A 16,033-nucleotide genomic window follows, 5' to 3' on the forward strand; every position below is an offset into this window, starting at 1 on the left:
TCCTGAGCCCACTATCAATAACAGATTATTTTAGATGCGAGCATCAATCACGCCCAGTCTGGCGGTTTTTCGGGAGCAATCGTCGCTTTATGGGGTCGCGACGAGCATCGCGAAGATAGCTGCTGATACTCCGTCCGGTGGTCCTTGCCCCTGGAATAAGCTCGCGGACTCGCTCAGCAACTTGATCAAGCGGCATAAACGGCTCGGCTGCGATGATTCTCAGTGCAGCGCGTTCGGTCGGGGCGCTGATCGCGCTGAATGGATCGCGTTCCTGGCATTCAGCCCCCCGCAAAGCGCTCCCAGCATCGGCAGACGAACAAACAACGCTGTGAGCTTCTGCCATTGACCCGCCGGTCTCAAGCAGAGCGATGACGGCAGCGAGCCGAGCCCGAAGCGCCTTCTCGAAGCGGATGTTCTCATCCATGCCAGCCAGGATTTCTGTCAGCTCGTCCCGGAGCTCGCGAGAGCTGGAAGTGTTAAACATGCCTGCCGCGAATGTGGAGTGGGCTTACTCACCCCACTTTACCCCACATACGTCACAGGTAAAGCGTTTCGGCTTGATGCGAGCCGAAGCTTCATCCTGCGTGCGCATTCAGACTCAGCTCAGGCTTATCTTGAGGAGCGCAGTGTTAAAGAGCAGGGGCATGCAGGCGCTCGAGCTTGGCGGTTTCGCGGCCCCAATACACTGCGAGCTAGTTAAATCGTGTCACCGGCGAGTGGATCGTCCTGCTCTCACGCTCCTATTGTTTTCCTCCTGAGATTCCGATGAGGGCCCGCTAGGAGGCTCGAGGGCGGCCGCCAGCTCGAAGAGCCGTAAACCTGCACAGACGCGCAGAAATTCGGCTGGTGCGCCTCGTGGGCGCTCCTGAGACTCACACTGCACCGATGGGCGTGAGGCGCTGTTCGACCTCGAGGGCGTCGCGCTCAGGAACGAGGCACGGATCTGGAAGCACGCTGTCAGCGTGGCACTCGATGCCATGGCCAGCTGCGGCGGCCAGTTCGAGTGGTCAGGCTGGATGGTCGACGCGCACGACGGCAGGGTCCGCCGCGTCCTGATGCTGGCCTTCGCGGACATTCAAGCGAAGGCGCAAGTAGCCTGACCAGGAGAGGAGGTCCCAGAGGACCGTGAGCTATTCCGAGGCCCTGCTTCCTGGGTCCATCACCGTCCAGATCACGTCCTTGGGTGATCGGCACACCACCAGCTCAGTCGAAAGTAGGCGCATCGGCGAACAAATCGCCCTGCTCGCGTCGCACGCGCGATCTTCTCCTTGGGTTCCGAACTGACAGCGCGCACACCCTGCCGCATCCACAGCTGATGCCGACAAACAAACTGCTGCAGCCATTAGGAAATCTGGAGAACGATCATCCTCGGGGGGGAATCAGCATGTCCATCAGGAGGCGGTAAGCAACATCACTCTGGAGCAAATCATCTCAACGAAAGCTCAATGCGAGAATCGCACGAAGGCAAATTAAGCTCAAAGGAAGCACAAGGAAAACGATCAGGAATTTTATTTTTGTCTCCTGCCTCTCAGCGACGGGAAAACTCCTTTGCGGCCCTGCACCGATGTCCTCTGATGGTCCAGCTTGAACAGGATTACAGGAAGCAGAGGCAGGATGGCGACGATCAGGAAACTGCGGGGACGCTGGCAGGCCGCGGTGCGCCGCAAGGGCATGCAGCCGCGCTCCAAGAGCTTCGACACCAAGGCTGACGCAGAGCGCTGGGCGCGCAGCCTTGAGGCAGAGCTCGATCGAAACGGCGCCCTGCCCGACACGCGTCCGGCCGAGAACTCCACCCTGGCGCAAATCCTCACGCGTTACAGGGACGAGGTGTCGCCAAAGAAGCGCAGCCACGTGTCGGAGATCTCGCGCATCAACGCCCTCCTGCGCCGGCCGATCTGCCACCGCACGTTGGCGCTCCTCTCCACCGCTGACCTCGCCGCCTATCGCGATGAGCGCCTGAAGGTGGTTGGGCCCGCGACAGCGATCAGGGAGTTGAGCACGATCTCGCACGCCATCGACACCGCCCGGCGCGAGTGGGGCATTCACCTGGCTCAGAACCCGTGCAAGCTCGTCCGGCGCCCCTCCCCTCCTCGAGGCCGCACACGGCGCCTTGAGGGCAACGAGGAGCAGATCCTGCTCGCCGCAGCTGATGCCGGCCGTGTGCGCTATCTGCGCCCGCTGATCATCCTCGCCATCGAGACCGGCATGCGGCGGGGCGAGCTGCTGTCGCTGCGTTGGGAGCACATCGATCTCGAGAAGCGGGTGGCGCACCTACCGCTGACGAAGAACGGAACGAGCCGGGACGTGCCGCTCTCTTCGCATGCCATACAGACGCTCAGAGGCCTCCAGACCGGCGAGAGCGCTACCGTGTTCACTGCCGCCCCGAACGCGGTGCGGCTCGCGTGGGAGCGCCTGATGCGCCGTGTGGGTCTCAAAGATCTGCGTCTGCACGATTTGCGGCACGAGGCGGTCTCGCGGCTGTTCGAGAAGGGCCTGAACGTGGCCGAGGTCGCATCAATCTCCGGGCACCGCGAGCTCCGGATGCTCACGCGCTACACGCACCTGCGCGCGACTGACCTCGCCAAGCGCTTGCAATGAGGTCAAACAATCCATAGTATCCCTCGTGCCGCAGCTGGACGAACAATCAAATTTGATTGCATTTCCCCGCGCTCGCTAGGGCTGCGGTGCCGAAAGTCAAATTCCTCCGCTGCATGATGCGCACGTTTTGCATGCGCTTGGCGGCGTTCACGGCATCGGCGCGCGCCTTTAACTATCTCAAATCAGACGGCAGGGCCCGCGACGCCCGCTGCGAACGCAGCTTCATCGGTCAGCGGCACTTACCAGGCGTGGCAGGCGCACGCTTGGAAGTCAGTCCTGCTTTGCGCTCACGCCTGGCGAAAGTTGATCCCAACACATAGGCTGCCGGCAATGAAATCTTACCCGTTCGAAGGTGCGAAAGTGTTTACCTATGAAGAAGCGCGATATCTAAAGCGCTACATTATCAAAAATGAGAGTCCTGGCGCATCTGAGATCACAACGTCCGTTGAGACGCTTGACCGAGGGCTCGGCCGATTCTTGAACCTCATACACAGAATTGACGCCTCATCAGTAATTCGGAACTATTCACCCAACCGGATGACTACCATATATCTTTCAGCGATGTCATACATCATGGAACTCAGATTAGACATTGCCGCGAGAACAATCCTGGACGATATGCCTGCCTTTGACTGGTCCGACGAAGAGATCCGTCCGGTCTACGAACCTGTCGCTGTATCGCTTTGGCGTAAGAGCCGCCAGCGATCGGCTGCAGCAGATGCTCGCCAGTCGGCCTTGGAAGATAAGGTTGTGGCCCGACTAGCTGATCAATCCGGTTCGAGCAAAAAAATTTCACAGCCAGAAGGGGATTAGCCGCCCGCGCACAGTTCGGCCAGCAGCACGTAACTTCCTGCGCCGCTTGCTACCGCATCCGCTGGATTCAAGCTGAGCGCCTCGAATGCTGAAGAGCAGACTACCACTGTCAACTTTACTGACGCGAACAAAGATGCAGCCATCATCGAAAGCTCGAGCTTTGCCCGCACACTCAGTTGCGGAACCAGCCAAAGAACTTTGGTCCGCGGATCTGCTAAAAGTCATGAGCTTCCTGGAGGCAGAGCGCCTGGTTGATGAGCGTGAGGTCAGCTCGAAGAAGTGGTTCGACTACCGCTTCTTGTCTGCGATCGAAGCTACGCAAGCCTTCCACAACATTTACCAGGAAATCTACCGGGAGATGTGGGGCAGACATTTTGACGTTGAGAAAGCCCACCTGAAGCGAGGGGCCCCTCTAGCAGGCCTACTGTCCAACGGCCGTGAGTTCAATGGCACCTGGGGTGCTCGGCAGATCGCCGATGGATTGGGCTTGCCCTACGACTTCTTCATTCGCGAAGCTATGGAGGCGGCATTTCGGCGGGGTGTGCGACGACCGCCTCGGCCCAACCAGCTCTATGACGAGCGAAATATCGCTGTGGTGCGGGAACGCTGGGAGGAGCGATGCAGCTCATTTCCCATGATCTCCTACCTCCCTCAATACAGACTCGAGAGCTTCCGCGGCTTGCCCGCGCAGATCGAGCACCAAGACTGGATGGTCACTAACCTGAAGGCGCGCTTAGCATCAAACCATGCGATCGCTCGGGCCTGCTTCGAGCAGCGCGTGCTTCCGGTAGATCACGCAGAGGCAGAGTTCAGCCCCTACCAGATGGAGCAGGTCCGACGAGAAGGCGCAGACATGAGCGCGGAACCGATGGAGCCGCTTCCGGAAAGTGCCTTCTGGCCCTCGTGCTTCGGCCTGCCTCACGCGCACTCAGAAGCCTCGCCGATCTGCATCGCATGTCAAGCGCGGGAGGCGTGCAGTCGGGCAGAAGCCCAGATCCGCGAGCAGACCGTCGCCATGTATGGGACCGAGCGCCCGCGCGATGATGAGAAGCGCGCTCAAGGACGAGACCGTGTCGCACGATACCGTGCCAAGAAGGCTGTAGCCGCTCCCAGCCCGGGACCCCAAACGGGCTGCCGCGGCCTATGATGTTGAAGTGGCAGGCCTCACAGCGCACCGGAGCCGCCCTACCCGGGAGTGACTCAAGTGTAACGCGTTCCATAAATATAATTATCTTCTTCTAGATGTATATTAATCTATGGAACGCGTTACATTCGGAGCTCTGGGTGGTCTACCCTCCGGCCCACCGCTCGCGGGCTGCGCCCTCTCGCCTGCAGGACACCGGCAGCGTGGCAGGGTGTCTCCTCATTCAACGAGGCACCGGTCGCGCTGCGCGCTCCCGGCCGACGCGAGTTCCGCATCCAAGTGTGCCGCCGCGGATGCCCTCGGGCGAGCCCCAGGACGTCCCCGACGAAAATCGCCTCAGAGAGTCACTCAGCGGCAGCAGCTTCTGCGGCTCCCCTTGAGCGGAAACAGCCAAGATGCCCGCCAGCGGCCAACCTCGCGAATCTGGGAGGCCATCCAGCGCCGGCCTCCTTTCGCCAGCCCTACGCGGGGGCACCACGGCCGGCATGCGCCCCGATACGATCGTGGCGCTGATCGCCCGCTCTGCGAGTTGACGACTGATCAGACCACACGTGGAGGAGACACCATGGACGAGGACCGCTTCAACATCGAATTGCGCAAGTTCCTGAAGGAGGTCGGCGTCACCTCCCAGCGCGAGATCGAGCGGGTGGCGCGCGAGGGTCTCGTGAAGGGCGGCACGCTGAAGCTCCGCATGACGCTCACGGCCGAGAATGTTCCGCTCCAACATGTCGTCGAGCGGGAGATCTCCCTGGGTGATGGCCAGGGAAGCTTGAGCTGACTTACCAGCGTCGCATTTTGAACGTCGCCTCGTTGCCGTCGTGAAACGCGATCTCACCATGGATCGGATCCGACCCATCCATCGCAGCCTAGCCTTCGCCCCAGATCTCTGTGCCCTCGTCGGAGCCGTGGAAATCGAAGCCGACATAGGCCTGAGTGGAGGCGCAGTTTAGAGACGCAGCGATCACCTCGAAGCGAAACTCGCTACCGATACCCGGCTGGTCGGGGGATGAAGATAGGCTCGACGAGATCGAGGTAGTCGCTGCCCCACGCGCCGGCTTCGTTGATACGCCACTTGCCGCGCAGCCTGCCTCGGATGGCACTCATGCGAGAACCTCTCTCGAACTCGGAGGCCAACCTTGACCAAGGCAACAACACCGAGCCGCGATGCGGTCCTTGCATGCTACCGTCCGATCCGCACCTCGATCCAGAGAGTGCTTGCTGAGGCCGTGAAGCATTGCAGGAAGTCCGACTTCGATCGGGCTGGCAAGCACCTCGACTTAATCGACCAGCAACAACTCGATGACGAAGAAACTTTCGCCATGCTCTGCGACGTCGCTCTGTTCGAGCCCAACCAACGTGGGCGCCGTGTCATCGACGGATTCATCACCAAACGTGCCGACACTCTGGATCCGGCCGACCGAGACCTTGTGCGCCGCCTGAGTTCAGCGTTCTTCTCAATCTTCCGCGTATCTGGTTGGCACGAGAACGGTGGTGTCAAGTTGGAGGACCTGCTCACACCTGATCGGCGCATCTGGCTGATGGACGAGAACCTGGAGGCATCTGCGCCCGAGGGTCTCGTGATCGCCATGCGGGTATTCGATGCTGGCCCGTTTCATGCCGGCTTTGGCATCGTTGTGCAGCCGGATGGTGAGGCCTCTGCATTTTGCAGCTCGGCAGCAGCACGCGGTCAGCCGTTGCCAGTTCGCTACTCTCTGGCTGCGGCGCTCTATGGAGATGATATCGCTCGGTCGGCCGTCGCGGGCGCCGTTGAGGATGGCATCGCGCAGGGCATGCTCGACGCGATGATGTCCGACATCCTCACGCAGCCGTCAGTCTCAAAGCTAGGAACGCGGCGCACTCGTCGCTCGTGAGCCGCCAATCCGGCCATGCTGTCAGCGGCCCAGGATTGGCACCTCAACTGCCAGGGCCAAGTGCCCATCCCTACCGGCCACAGCAACGATCTAACTCGCCTGTGCGATGCCGAGCCGCTTCCACAGCATCGCGAAAACTGACAAGCTGTTGGCGAGGCTGGCGAAGTTACCAGCCATTGGAGTTCTAAGTGCGCGTTCGCCCACGAGGCCTTGTCACAGCGCTCGTCTGCATTGCTTCAGCGCCAGCTTTGGCAGAGGTGCAGATCCTCGCGGCCAAGATCACAGCCGGGGAGCTTTGGGTGCTGGGCTCAGTCGACGAGCCGGATACTGAGATCACACTCGACGGCCAGTTTCCGAGGCGCACAGACAGCAAGGGCAACTTCGAGTTCCGCGTCGTCTATCATCCCGCCAGCTGCATCGTGACGCTGCGAACCGCGCGACAGGAGCGCAGCGCCGTCGTCGGCGAGTGCGGTCAGCAGGGAGCGAAGGGCGACAAGGGCGACAAGGGCGACAAGGGCGATACAGCAGCAGCGCCTCAGACCGAGGTTGCTGGTCCACAAGGGCCACCCGGCCCTCCGGGACCCCCTGGACCCGCAGGCCCGTCCGGACCTGCAGGTCCAGCTGGATCTATAGGATCCTCTGGCCCCAGGGTTCTCCCGGTCAGATCGGACCTGCAGGCCCGGCTGGATCGGCGGGGCAGTCTGGCGAGAAAGGCGTTGCTGGCGAGGCAGGGCCAGTCGGTCCAGCTGGAGCAGACGGCGCTCCCGGACCTGTCGGACTGCAGGGACCACCTGGGCCGAAAGGCGAGCCGGGAGCACCAGGGCCGCAAGGATTGCAGGGTGAGGCTGGACCCGCTGGGCCACCGGGGCCTCCTGGCGAGCCCGGTCCAATCGGCACTCCAGGCCCTCCCGGAAAGGCAGGTCCGCGAGGACCAGCAGGCCCGCCTGGTCCGCCCGGCCCTCGGGGACCAGCAGGGCCTCCAGGAGCAAAGGCCGTCAGCGCTCCACGCTCCGCCCCGAATACAGCGCGTTCAGACCAGCAGCGGCCGATCCAGCCTGCACCTGAAGCAGTGGCTCCATACTAGCTAGCGGCAAGCAGACCCGCGGCCACACTCGCAGCGCACATGCTACATTTCTATCGAGAGGAAAGATGCTCGCGCACCCCTCGTGATGACCAACATGTCGGGGTGCGGCGCAAGTATACCCCTGCGCCGCTTGGCCGGCAGGCTGTTCTTCGCCTGCCGGTGCGCATCATCTAATTCGCGTTCTGGGAGGAGCTAGTTGCAGAGCGTCGTCGCTGTTGGAACAGCTGGCTGGAACGTGCCGAAGGCCTACGCTGACCAATTTCCGGCGTCAGGGAGTCATCTCGCGCGATATGCACAGCGCTTCGACGCCGTAGAGATCAACACGTCCTTCTACCGACCGCACCGTGTCTCAACCTACGAGCGGTGGGCAGCGGCCGTGCCCGACCAGTTCCGTTTTGCCGTGAAGATCCCGCGCACGATCACGCACGAGCGGCGCCTTGAGAATGCCTACGAGCCGCTCGCGCAGTTCCTCGGTGAGGTCGCCGGCCTAGGGCCGAAGCTCGGCCCGCTCCTGCTGCAACTGCCGCCGAGCTTGCCCTTCCATGCAGAGACCGCCGGCGCGTTCTTGCAGCGTCTCAGGCGTGCCGTCCCAGGCAGCATCGTCTGCGAGCCTCGGCACGCGAGTTGGTTTGTGCCCAACGTCGAAGCAGTCCTGGCAGACCTGCGCATCGCCCGGGTCGCAGCAGATCCGGCACCCGTTCCTCAGGTTACGTCCGTCAATGAGGTGGACTTTCGGGGTGGAATTGGAGCCGCCATCGGTCAGGCAGCCTGTGGTGGAAGTGTCGTGACGCTCTCCTCGATCAACGCCGGAGCAAACCCGGCCATGCCCTCGATCTGCATATAGCGGTGCTGAAGCTGCCACTCGTCGTTGGCCTCCAGAAGCACCGCACCGATCAGGCGTTGGATCGAGTCCGTGTTGGGGAAGATGCCGACCACATCGGCGCGCCGCTTGATCTCCTTGTTGAGGCGTTCCAGCGGGTTCGTGCTGTGAAGCTTGGCCCGATGCTGGAGCGGGAAAGTCAGGTAGGCCAGCACGTCCTCGCACGTGGCCTCGATGAAGACCTTCAGCTTCGGCCAGCGGTTGTGCAGTTGCTCGCCCAGGTGCTGAAGGGCGGCCCGGGCGGCGTCCTGATCGGGCTGCTGGAAGGCGTGGCGCAGGCCGGCAGCCACCATGGTCTGCTGGGTCCGCGGCACGTAGGCCAGCGCGTTCCGGGTCCAGTGAACGCGGCAGCGTTGCCAGGTCGCCTTCAGCACCCGGCGGATGGCCGCCTTGAGCCCCTCGTGGGCATCCGAGATGACGAGCTGCACGCCCGAGAGCCCGCGCTTGACCAAGCTCCGCAGGAAGTCGGTCCAGAACACCTCGGCCTCACTGGGGCCGATGTGCAGGCCGACGATCTCGCGCCGGCCTTCGGTGTCCACCGCGACGGCGACTATGGCAGCGACAGAGACGATGCGACCGCCCTCGCGCACCTTCAGGTAGGTGGCATCGAGCCAGAGATAGGGCCACGCACCCGAGAGAGGGCGCGTCAGGAAGGCGTTCACGCGCTCGTCGATCTCCTTGCACAGCTTCGACACGGAGGACTTGGAGATGCCCGACAGACCCATGGCCTGCACCAAGTCGTCCACGCGCCGGGTCGAGACGCCGGCGATCCACGCCTCCTGGATCACGGCGACCAGCGCCTTCTCGACCGTGCGGCGCGGCTCCAGGAAGCCGGGGAAGTAGCTGCCGGTCCGCAGCTTGGGGATCTTCAGGTTGAGTGAGCCGAGCCGTGTGTCGAGGCTGCGCTCGCGATAGCCGTTGCGGTAGGTGCTGCGTTCGCCTGTGCGCTCGTAGCGGCCCGCGCCGATCAGGCCCTCCACGTCGGCCTCCATCAGGATCTGCAGGACCGTCTCGGCCAACGAGCGCAGGAAGTTGCCGTCGTCAGCCTTCTGCAGCGCCTCGATCAGTGCCACTCTGTCGTCGGTCATCGGGTGCTCCCGGCTCAGGTTGAAGTCCGCAAACTCCACCTTAGCCGCCGGCCCCGATGGCCACCCCAATCCCCACCGAAACGGTCCCGGAAATTACACCTCGTCCGTGGACGCTACCCGTTCCTCAGGCGAGCAAGCCAGGCGGATGGTGCGGCTTGACCTACTATCGTCTGCACGGATCTCCGCGGATCTACTACTCGGCCTACAAGCCGGTCACGCTCGATGCGATAGCGGTGCGGCTCGCAGTCGCAAAAAGAGACGCGATGCCGACCTGGTGCATCTTCGACAACACGGCGGATTTTGCTGCGACGGGTGACGCGCTCGCGACCGTGGATCGCCTGAGAAGACACAATGGTGGCCACGTTACCGGTCCACCCGCCGTAGGGTCGAATCTCACCCAGCCTTCTCCGCGCACTCGACGAAATTCGGATGTGTGACCCTCTGTTCAAAGTGGGCAAGTGCCCTCCGCCGAGGAAGCCGACCGCCCATCAGTAAATCGCCGCAAAGCTCAGGTTCAGTGCGGGTTCACGAGACCGAGTCTGACATGGCTCGGGCCGCAAGGCCGGGAGGAGCCTGCAATATGCGCGAATTTCTGCGCACACTCATTGCCCTTGCGGCACTGCTCACGCTGGCCTTGGCATCTGGGCCCGCAGGGGCACAGCAACCGGAGAAGCGTATCGCGCTCGTCATTGGCAATGCGGCTTACCCAGCAGCTCCGCTGGCGACAGCTGCCAATGATGCAGGCCTTGTCGCCCAGACCTTGCAGGCTGCAGGGTTCGACGTCGTCGGCGCACGCGACCTCGACGAAGATTCGCTGAGACGCGCTCTGCGCGAGTTCGTCGACAAGGCTGCCGCCTCAGGCCCGAGCACGGTCGCCTTCCTCTATCTCGCTGGTTATGGCCTGCAGCTCGAGGGCGAGAACTACTTCACACCCGTTGATGCACGGATTGGCACCGCCGCAGACGTCGCGGTCCGTGCATTGCGGATCTCGGATTACGTGAGAAGCCTGGCGGCCCTCCCGCTGAAGGCGCGCTTCGTCGTGCTGGATGCCTCTCGCAAGACACCTTTTGTCACCTCTGGCGATCCGCTCGCTGGCGGCCTCGCGCTCTCAGAAGCGGATCCCGGAACCCTGATCGCCTACAACGCCGCGCCCAGCACCGTCGGCCTCAACGGGACTGAGGCTTATGGTGCTTATGCGCGCGCGCTCACTGAGATGATGCGCGAGGGCGGCTTGCAACCCGGTCCGCTCTTCGAGCGCGTGCGTCTTCGTGTCGATGAATTGACCAAAGGGGCAGAGGTGCCCTGGCACGTCTCCCGGATTGAGACCGGTTTCATGTTCTTCGAGCGTGCCTCAGATGCCCCCGTCAATGTGCGACCGGAGCAGATTGCGGCACTGCGAGCGCGTCCGCTGCGCGAACTCAGCCCCTCGCAGGCCTACGCGATCTGCCTCGAGCGGGATGACCTGGCGAGCTATCAGGAATTCGTCACGGCCTTTCCACGTGACGGCATGGCACGACGCGTGCGGGCCCTCATCGCGGCGCGCCGAGAGGCGGTCACCTGGCGGCGCACCTGGCTCGCCAATACGCCCGATGCCTACTGGTCCTATCTGAGCCGTTACCCGCGTGGCCCGCACGCTTGGGATGCCCGACGTCGCTTGACCCGCCTCGCCGCGTCTCTGGAGCCTCCGCCACGCTTCGCGATGCTTGACTACGATCTGCCACCGCCTCCGCCGGATGAGGTCGTCTACGTTGAGCGCGGTGCTCTTTACCTCGACGATCCCATCTACGAACTGCCAGCGCCTCCGCCACCGCCCGTGGTCTTCCTGCCGCCGCCGACTTACATCGTGACCCTGCCACCTCCGCCACCGCCGGTTGAGGTCTATGCATTGCCGACACCGGCCTTCGTCCCGGTGCCGGCTTATGTCAACGCGCCGGCCTACATCGCGCCGCCGCCCAACAACATCCTTTACCAGAACATCCACGTCAGGCCGGCGGCCGAGCAGATCCATGCGCGCAACGCACTGCGTTCGCCGGATCAGGCATCTCCGACAGCCATGGGAGCCGGCGCGGTCCTGGGAGCAGCCGCAGGTGCTTCGATCGCGCGCGTCGCTCTTCCGCCATCCGTGGCACAGAAGGCTGCGCTGCATGCCAGCCCAAGCCAGATCCCCACAGCAGCGAGTCCGGTTCAGCCCGGAATAAGCCAAGCGGGATCACGGACCATGTCTGGACATGGGCAAGTCGGGGCACCGGCTCCGCAGCAGGTCGGACGTGCAGGTGGGCACGAACAATCGTTCAGAGCGCAGGCGCTGCCTGGGATGAATGGTCAGCCCCTGCCACAGCAGGCGAGCCAATCAGGACTGCCGGGACGGGGTCCGAACGACCCGATGAACTTGAATCGGCTCCCGCTCGGACAGCAGCCGCCCGCAGCCAACGGCTTACCCCTATCGCACCAATCCGGCCGGCCTGCAGATCCTAGGATGCAGCCTTCCGGCCAAAGCTCCGGGATAGCCCAACTCCGCCAGGAGCAACTTGCCCGACAGCATGAGCAGCAGGCAGCCGAGCATCAGCGGCAGGCCCAAGTTCAGCAGGCCCACCGGGCCGCGACACAGCGCCAGCAGGACATGCAGGTTGCTCGCCAGCAGCAATTGATTCAGCGCCAAGCGCAGCAGGCGGCTAACCAGCGGCGAGAGATGGAGGTCGGGCGGCAGCAGCACCAAGCGGCCCAGCAACGCCAGCAGGCGATGCAGGCCGCCCGTCAGCAACAAATGGCGCAGCAACAATCCGCACAGCGCGCTGCGCAGCACCAGCAAATGCAGATCGCGCGTCAGCAGATGATTCAGCAGCAGGCCGCGCAGCGAGCGGCACAACACCAAGCTATGCAAGCGGCGCGTCAGCCGATGCACGCCCCACCTTCTGCGCCGCCACCGCGTGGCGGCCCTCATCATTGTCCGCCAGGGCAAGCGTGTCGCTGAGCCGACTGGCATTGGATGTCCCGTGAAGGGGCCAAGGCTCCCCCGCCAACGCCGGGATGCCCCCTGGATCAAACCGCAGATCGAGCTAGCCGACGCGGCTCGCCCGCACACGCGGGGATGAACCCGTCCACTCGCCAGCCGCCACGTCGGCGAAGTCGGCTCCCCCGCCCACGCGGGGATGAACCCGGCCAGATCACTCACAAAAACGAAAAGGTCACGCCCCCACCCACGCGGGGATGAACCCCTCACCTCGACGCGTGAAGCCGAGTTCGCCGAGGCTCCCCCGCCCATCCGGGGATGAACCCGACCCTACCAAGGCGGCTGAGGACCTTGAGTAGGCTCCCCGTCTACGCGGGGATTTACCGATCCGCGAGTTCGGCTCCGAGACCCAGATGAAGGCTTCCCCGCCAAAGTGGGGATGAACCCCCGAGGATATCGTCGTCACGCACATGGCCGAGAGCTTCCCCGCTCACGCGGGGATAAACCCACCAACGGTGCAGTCACGGGACGCTGCACTCAGGCTCCCCCGCCCACGCGGGGATGAACCCGACCCGGAGTGCCGGCAGCTCATCAAGGCGACGACTCCTCGCCAACGCGGGGATGAACCCTACCGAACAGCCGGGTTTGAGAGCGACCCCGAGACTCCCCCGCCTACGCGGGGATGAACCCTTGAAGGTGGTGACCTTCCGCATCACGTCGTCGCCTCCCCGCCCGCGCGGGGACCCACTCAAGTCAGACCTGTAGGCCACACATTGCCGGCGCACGAGCGGCCCCTATGCTCGCACACCGTCCGCATCCGGGCACACTGCCGGCGCTCTGACCGCCCTCCCCTCTCTAACCCTGCGCACCCGACAGGATTCGAACGTGTGACCCTTTGCCTGACGAGGGCGGCGCGGATTTCCCTTTGAGCGCAAACCCTGCCGCGCCCCGTTGCGCCCCCGCCCCGCATCGGCTAGTGAATCCGCCACGGTCAGCACCCGTAGCTCAGCTGGATAGAGCGTTGCCCTCCGAAGGCGGAGGACCCTGCTCTGCAACGCGACAAGTGCCTTCAATCACTACAATAGGTTAGGCAATCCCCGGTCGCTTGAGGGCGCCAAATTGCGTTTTGCCGGCGCAAAAGGGCCGCAACGGACCGCGGAACCTGGGTGCCGAACTCATTGGCGAGCAAGAACGTTGCCTTAGCACCGAGGCGTGATCGAGGCTTCTGCCGTGCACCTCCGAGCCATTCTCAAAACCACCTTCGTCATCCTGGCGCTCTCCAGCGCCGGGCTGACTCAAACTATACTTGCGAGCCAAGCTGGGGACGAAATGAACCAGCCCAGCAATCCGGTAAATAACAGCGAGAAGATCGAGGATTCGCAAGGGCTACCTACCGGACGGGGAGCTGGATCCCGCCAAACTCCTGGCGCTGACAAAATGGGAACCGGCATTGGTATGGGGGCGGCCGATGCTGACGTGACACCGGGTAGCGAGAGGACGAAGCCTGACCAGTAAAGTCATTCATCGGCGTGTGCTTCATAGTCCTCCAGCTGCGCCACACGGTAGGACTCGCGCATCGAGGAAGCCGAAGTCTCAAACATCCAGCCAGAGGAGACAAGTAGCGCGGAACGCTCGGACCCCAACCGCCGTATCTGGTATAGTTTCACAAGTGAGTCAGACCGGGTCATCTGGACTCTGTCGAAGGGAGGTCGGCCATGAGCAACATGAACGGCTACTCGATGAGCACCGGCAGCACCCAGCAGTATTGGGCGGCCATCAGCAAACACCCGCGGCCCTGGCATCTCAGCGCGAAGAGAGACTCGATCGAGGACACCCGGGGCCACACGATTTTGGCGACTGATCTATATCCCACGGATCCAGCGCTCCTCGAAGCCATCTGCGTAGCGATCAATCAGCTCTACCCCAGCCGCTAGGAAGCGCAGCAAGACAGCCCACCTCGCCCGAGAGGCGGACAACTTCCGATATGCGCGATGAAGACGTTGTTCGTCCCAGTTGTAGGAAGTGAAGGGCTTGAGGCTATTGTGGCGACTGCGTTCCTCGCCGCAAAGCACTTCGACAGTCTCGTCCTAGGTGCGTGCGTTCTTCCTGCTCTCGCGGACCAAGTGAACTTTAGTGGAGATACGTCGTGGCCAGGTGGTCAGGAGGCGAGTTGGGCTGAGCGGCTGCAGGCAGAAGAGCTCTCCCTCAGAGCGACGTTCGCGGCGGCAATGGACGCGCGCGGCATCAGCGAAGAGGTTAGGTCAAATGCCGGGCCGCGCTATCGATGGCAGTCGGGCCCGCTGATGGGCGATTACGCCCTGAGCCAGCGTGCACGGTTGTTCAGTGCGACCGTGGTCGGACGCCCTGCAGTGAGCAAAGCCAGCCTGGGTATGGCAAGCTTCGAGGCCATTCTGTTTGAGAGTGGCCGGCCCCTCTTACTCAGCCCACCACACCCTCCGACGACCCTGGGCGAGAGAATCCTGATTGCCTGGAACGGCTCGACGGAGACAGCGCGCGCGACCGCACTTGCCATGCCACTTCTCCGCCAAGCGAAGCGGGTAATCGTTGTGGAGGTCGAAGGCAGCAGGGTCCCCGGTCCATCCGCACGCGAGCTTGCGAGTGCCCTGAAGGAGGAAGGCGTCCCGGCGCGAGGCCGAACGGTAGCAGAAACCGAGCTCACCTCAGGCCAAGTCTTCCTGATGGAAGCAGGAGCGCTGGGCTGCGATCTCTTGGTCAAGGGTGCCTACACGCAGAGCCGATTGCGGCAGATGTTCTTCGGTGGTGCAACCAGCCACATCCTTCATCACGCGAAGCTGCCGGTGCTCATGGCGCACTGACGTTGAGCTCCCGAGCGCACCTCGCAAGGAGGCGGAACGAAACCAAAGTCTCACAGAGGTCGGCTTGCTTCTGATGGACATCGAGGCCTCTGGCCAGTTGGACACTGGAACGAACCAGATGCCCAGTTGGGCGGTTAAGCGGTCAGGCGCTTGCGAGCAGCGTCCTTCTGCGTCCTGGCCGGAAACCTTGCCCAGCGGGCGCAGCTCGGGAGGAGGCATCATGTTGAAGATCATGGTGAAGCCGGAAAGAAACGGCACTCACGCAGTCTTCCGAGGAGATAGACCGGTTGCGTTTGGTCTCAGTCTTGATGAGGCGGAGAACTACTCGGCCTTCCTGCGCGCATCGCTTCGTGTGCACCGAACGCACAAACTTTGCGGGGCACTTGATCGCCGAGCGTGACGGCTTCGAACAGGTTTCACAGCAAGTCAGTGAATGTTGAGTCGGACCACTCTGCGGACCCAGGGGGACGCGCGGGAACTGCTTGCCGTGAGCTTCTGAGTGGCGCGGATTGAGGGGTGGCTTTTAAGGAGCCGCCTTTGCGCGACGGCTTTCCTGGACCGCGAATGGCATCAGACTCGAACAGCAGGCAATGACCCTGTCCGTCGATAATCCAGCCATCTGTGAGCCAGCCAATGAAGCGGCCGGAGAATGAAAATACTCTGTCATCGAGAAGGTAGGCTACCGCGCGTCCCTCCCAGAGATAGATAGTCCGCCCGTCGCAAAAGGCAGTAGCTCTGCCCTGGTCATCGAAAAATTCGATCATCGCT

Annotated in this window: 13 protein-coding genes and 1 pseudogene; 11 read left to right on the plus strand and 3 right to left on the minus strand. The window is 62.9% G+C overall.

The annotated features are described in order from the left end of the window. Positions 1-43: 43 nt before the first annotated feature. The gene (locus DK389_RS32150) at positions 44-424 is read right to left on the minus strand and encodes a hypothetical protein (RefSeq protein ID WP_162560553.1); all 381 of its coding nucleotides are present in this window, start codon (positions 422-424) and stop codon (positions 44-46) included. A gap of 463 nt (positions 425-887) precedes the next feature. Here DK389_RS32150 and DK389_RS35540 point away from each other — a divergent pair. The 7 genes and pseudogenes from DK389_RS35540 to DK389_RS07965 form a co-directional block, all read left to right on the plus strand. Further along, positions 888-1,100, plus strand: a pseudogene (locus DK389_RS35540) (DUF6894 family protein); the annotation flags it as partial. A gap of 514 nt (positions 1,101-1,614) precedes the next feature. After that, positions 1,615-2,598 (plus strand): integrase, encoded by a 984-nt coding sequence (locus DK389_RS07935; protein ID WP_194075174.1) that lies wholly within the window; start codon positions 1,615-1,617, stop codon positions 2,596-2,598. A 330-nt stretch (positions 2,599-2,928) separates the two neighbouring features. Then, the gene (locus DK389_RS32155) at positions 2,929-3,411 is read left to right on the plus strand and encodes a hypothetical protein (RefSeq protein WP_162560554.1); all 483 of its coding nucleotides are present in this window, start codon (positions 2,929-2,931) and stop codon (positions 3,409-3,411) included. Positions 3,412-3,634: 223 nt separating this feature from the next. Continuing rightward, positions 3,635-4,558, plus strand: coding sequence for a hypothetical protein (locus DK389_RS07940; protein ID WP_109888651.1), 924 nt, complete (start codon positions 3,635-3,637; stop codon positions 4,556-4,558). Between the two features lie 562 nt (positions 4,559-5,120). Further along, positions 5,121-5,333: a DUF6494 family protein gene (locus DK389_RS07945; RefSeq protein ID WP_109888653.1), complete on the plus strand. Its 213-nt coding sequence runs from the start codon at positions 5,121-5,123 to the stop codon at positions 5,331-5,333. Positions 5,334-5,691: 358 nt separating this feature from the next. Further along, positions 5,692-6,426, plus strand: a complete 735-nt coding sequence (locus tag DK389_RS07955) for a DUF7986 domain-containing protein (protein WP_162560555.1) — start codon at positions 5,692-5,694, stop codon at positions 6,424-6,426. Positions 6,427-7,706: 1,280 nt separating this feature from the next. Next, complete coding sequence (locus tag DK389_RS07965; RefSeq protein ID WP_109888657.1) at positions 7,707-8,354, plus strand: DUF72 domain-containing protein; 648 nt, start codon at positions 7,707-7,709, stop codon at positions 8,352-8,354. Here the strand turns inward: DK389_RS07965 and DK389_RS07970 are convergent. Beyond that, positions 8,270-9,478 carry an IS256 family transposase gene (locus DK389_RS07970; RefSeq protein ID WP_109896011.1) on the minus strand — a complete coding sequence of 403 codons (1,209 nt, stop codon included), beginning with the start codon at positions 9,476-9,478 and terminating at the stop codon, positions 8,270-8,272. The two genes, DK389_RS07965 and DK389_RS07970, sit on opposite strands and share 85 nt — an antisense overlap. Before the next feature lie 155 nt (positions 9,479-9,633). Here DK389_RS07970 and DK389_RS07975 point away from each other — a divergent pair, with 155 nt between their 5' ends. From DK389_RS07975 to DK389_RS07990, 4 genes are all read left to right on the plus strand, one after another. Next, a complete protein-coding gene (locus tag DK389_RS07975; RefSeq protein ID WP_236960730.1) occupies positions 9,634-9,915 on the plus strand; it encodes a DUF72 domain-containing protein in 282 nt (93 codons plus the stop codon). 143 nt (positions 9,916-10,058) lie between these two features. Further along, on the plus strand, positions 10,059-12,449 hold the full coding sequence (locus tag DK389_RS07980) for a caspase family protein (protein WP_109888660.1): 2,391 nt from the start codon (positions 10,059-10,061) through the stop codon (positions 12,447-12,449). 1,694 nt (positions 12,450-14,143) lie between these two features. Next, positions 14,144-14,362, plus strand: a complete 219-nt coding sequence (locus tag DK389_RS07985) for a hypothetical protein (protein ID WP_109888662.1) — start codon at positions 14,144-14,146, stop codon at positions 14,360-14,362. A gap of 57 nt (positions 14,363-14,419) precedes the next feature. Then, positions 14,420-15,265: a universal stress protein gene (locus DK389_RS07990; RefSeq protein ID WP_109888664.1), complete on the plus strand. Its 846-nt coding sequence runs from the start codon at positions 14,420-14,422 to the stop codon at positions 15,263-15,265. Between the two features lie 416 nt (positions 15,266-15,681). Here the strand turns inward: DK389_RS07990 and DK389_RS35545 are convergent, their stop codons facing one another. Then, positions 15,682-16,029 carry a 4-fold beta flower protein gene (locus tag DK389_RS35545; protein ID WP_418292017.1) on the minus strand — a complete coding sequence of 116 codons (348 nt, stop codon included), beginning with the start codon at positions 16,027-16,029 and terminating at the stop codon, positions 15,682-15,684. Between the last annotated feature and the right edge of the window lie 4 nt (positions 16,030-16,033).

The sequence above is a fragment of the Methylobacterium durans genome (assembly GCF_003173715.1).
Taxonomy (GTDB): domain Bacteria; phylum Pseudomonadota; class Alphaproteobacteria; order Rhizobiales; family Beijerinckiaceae; genus Methylobacterium; species Methylobacterium durans.

Coding starts and splice junctions, on each gene's coding strand:
- DK389_RS32150 (WP_162560553.1), bottom strand. CDS start 424: ATGGATGAGAACATCCGCTTCGAGAAGGCGCTTCGGGCTCGGCTCGCT.
- DK389_RS07935 (WP_194075174.1), top strand. CDS start 1,615: ATGGCGACGATCAGGAAACTGCGGGGACGCTGGCAGGCCGCGGTGCGC.
- DK389_RS32155 (WP_162560554.1), top strand. CDS start 2,929: ATGAAATCTTACCCGTTCGAAGGTGCGAAAGTGTTTACCTATGAAGAA.
- DK389_RS07940 (WP_109888651.1), top strand. CDS start 3,635: ATGAGCTTCCTGGAGGCAGAGCGCCTGGTTGATGAGCGTGAGGTCAGC.
- DK389_RS07945 (WP_109888653.1), top strand. CDS start 5,121: ATGGACGAGGACCGCTTCAACATCGAATTGCGCAAGTTCCTGAAGGAG.
- DK389_RS07970 (WP_109896011.1), bottom strand. CDS start 9,478: ATGACCGACGACAGAGTGGCACTGATCGAGGCGCTGCAGAAGGCTGAC.
- DK389_RS07980 (WP_109888660.1), top strand. CDS start 10,059: ATGCGCGAATTTCTGCGCACACTCATTGCCCTTGCGGCACTGCTCACG.
- DK389_RS07985 (WP_109888662.1), top strand. CDS start 14,144: ATGAGCAACATGAACGGCTACTCGATGAGCACCGGCAGCACCCAGCAG.
- DK389_RS07990 (WP_109888664.1), top strand. CDS start 14,420: ATGAAGACGTTGTTCGTCCCAGTTGTAGGAAGTGAAGGGCTTGAGGCT.
- DK389_RS35545 (WP_418292017.1), bottom strand. CDS start 16,029: ATGATCGAATTTTTCGATGACCAGGGCAGAGCTACTGCCTTTTGCGAC.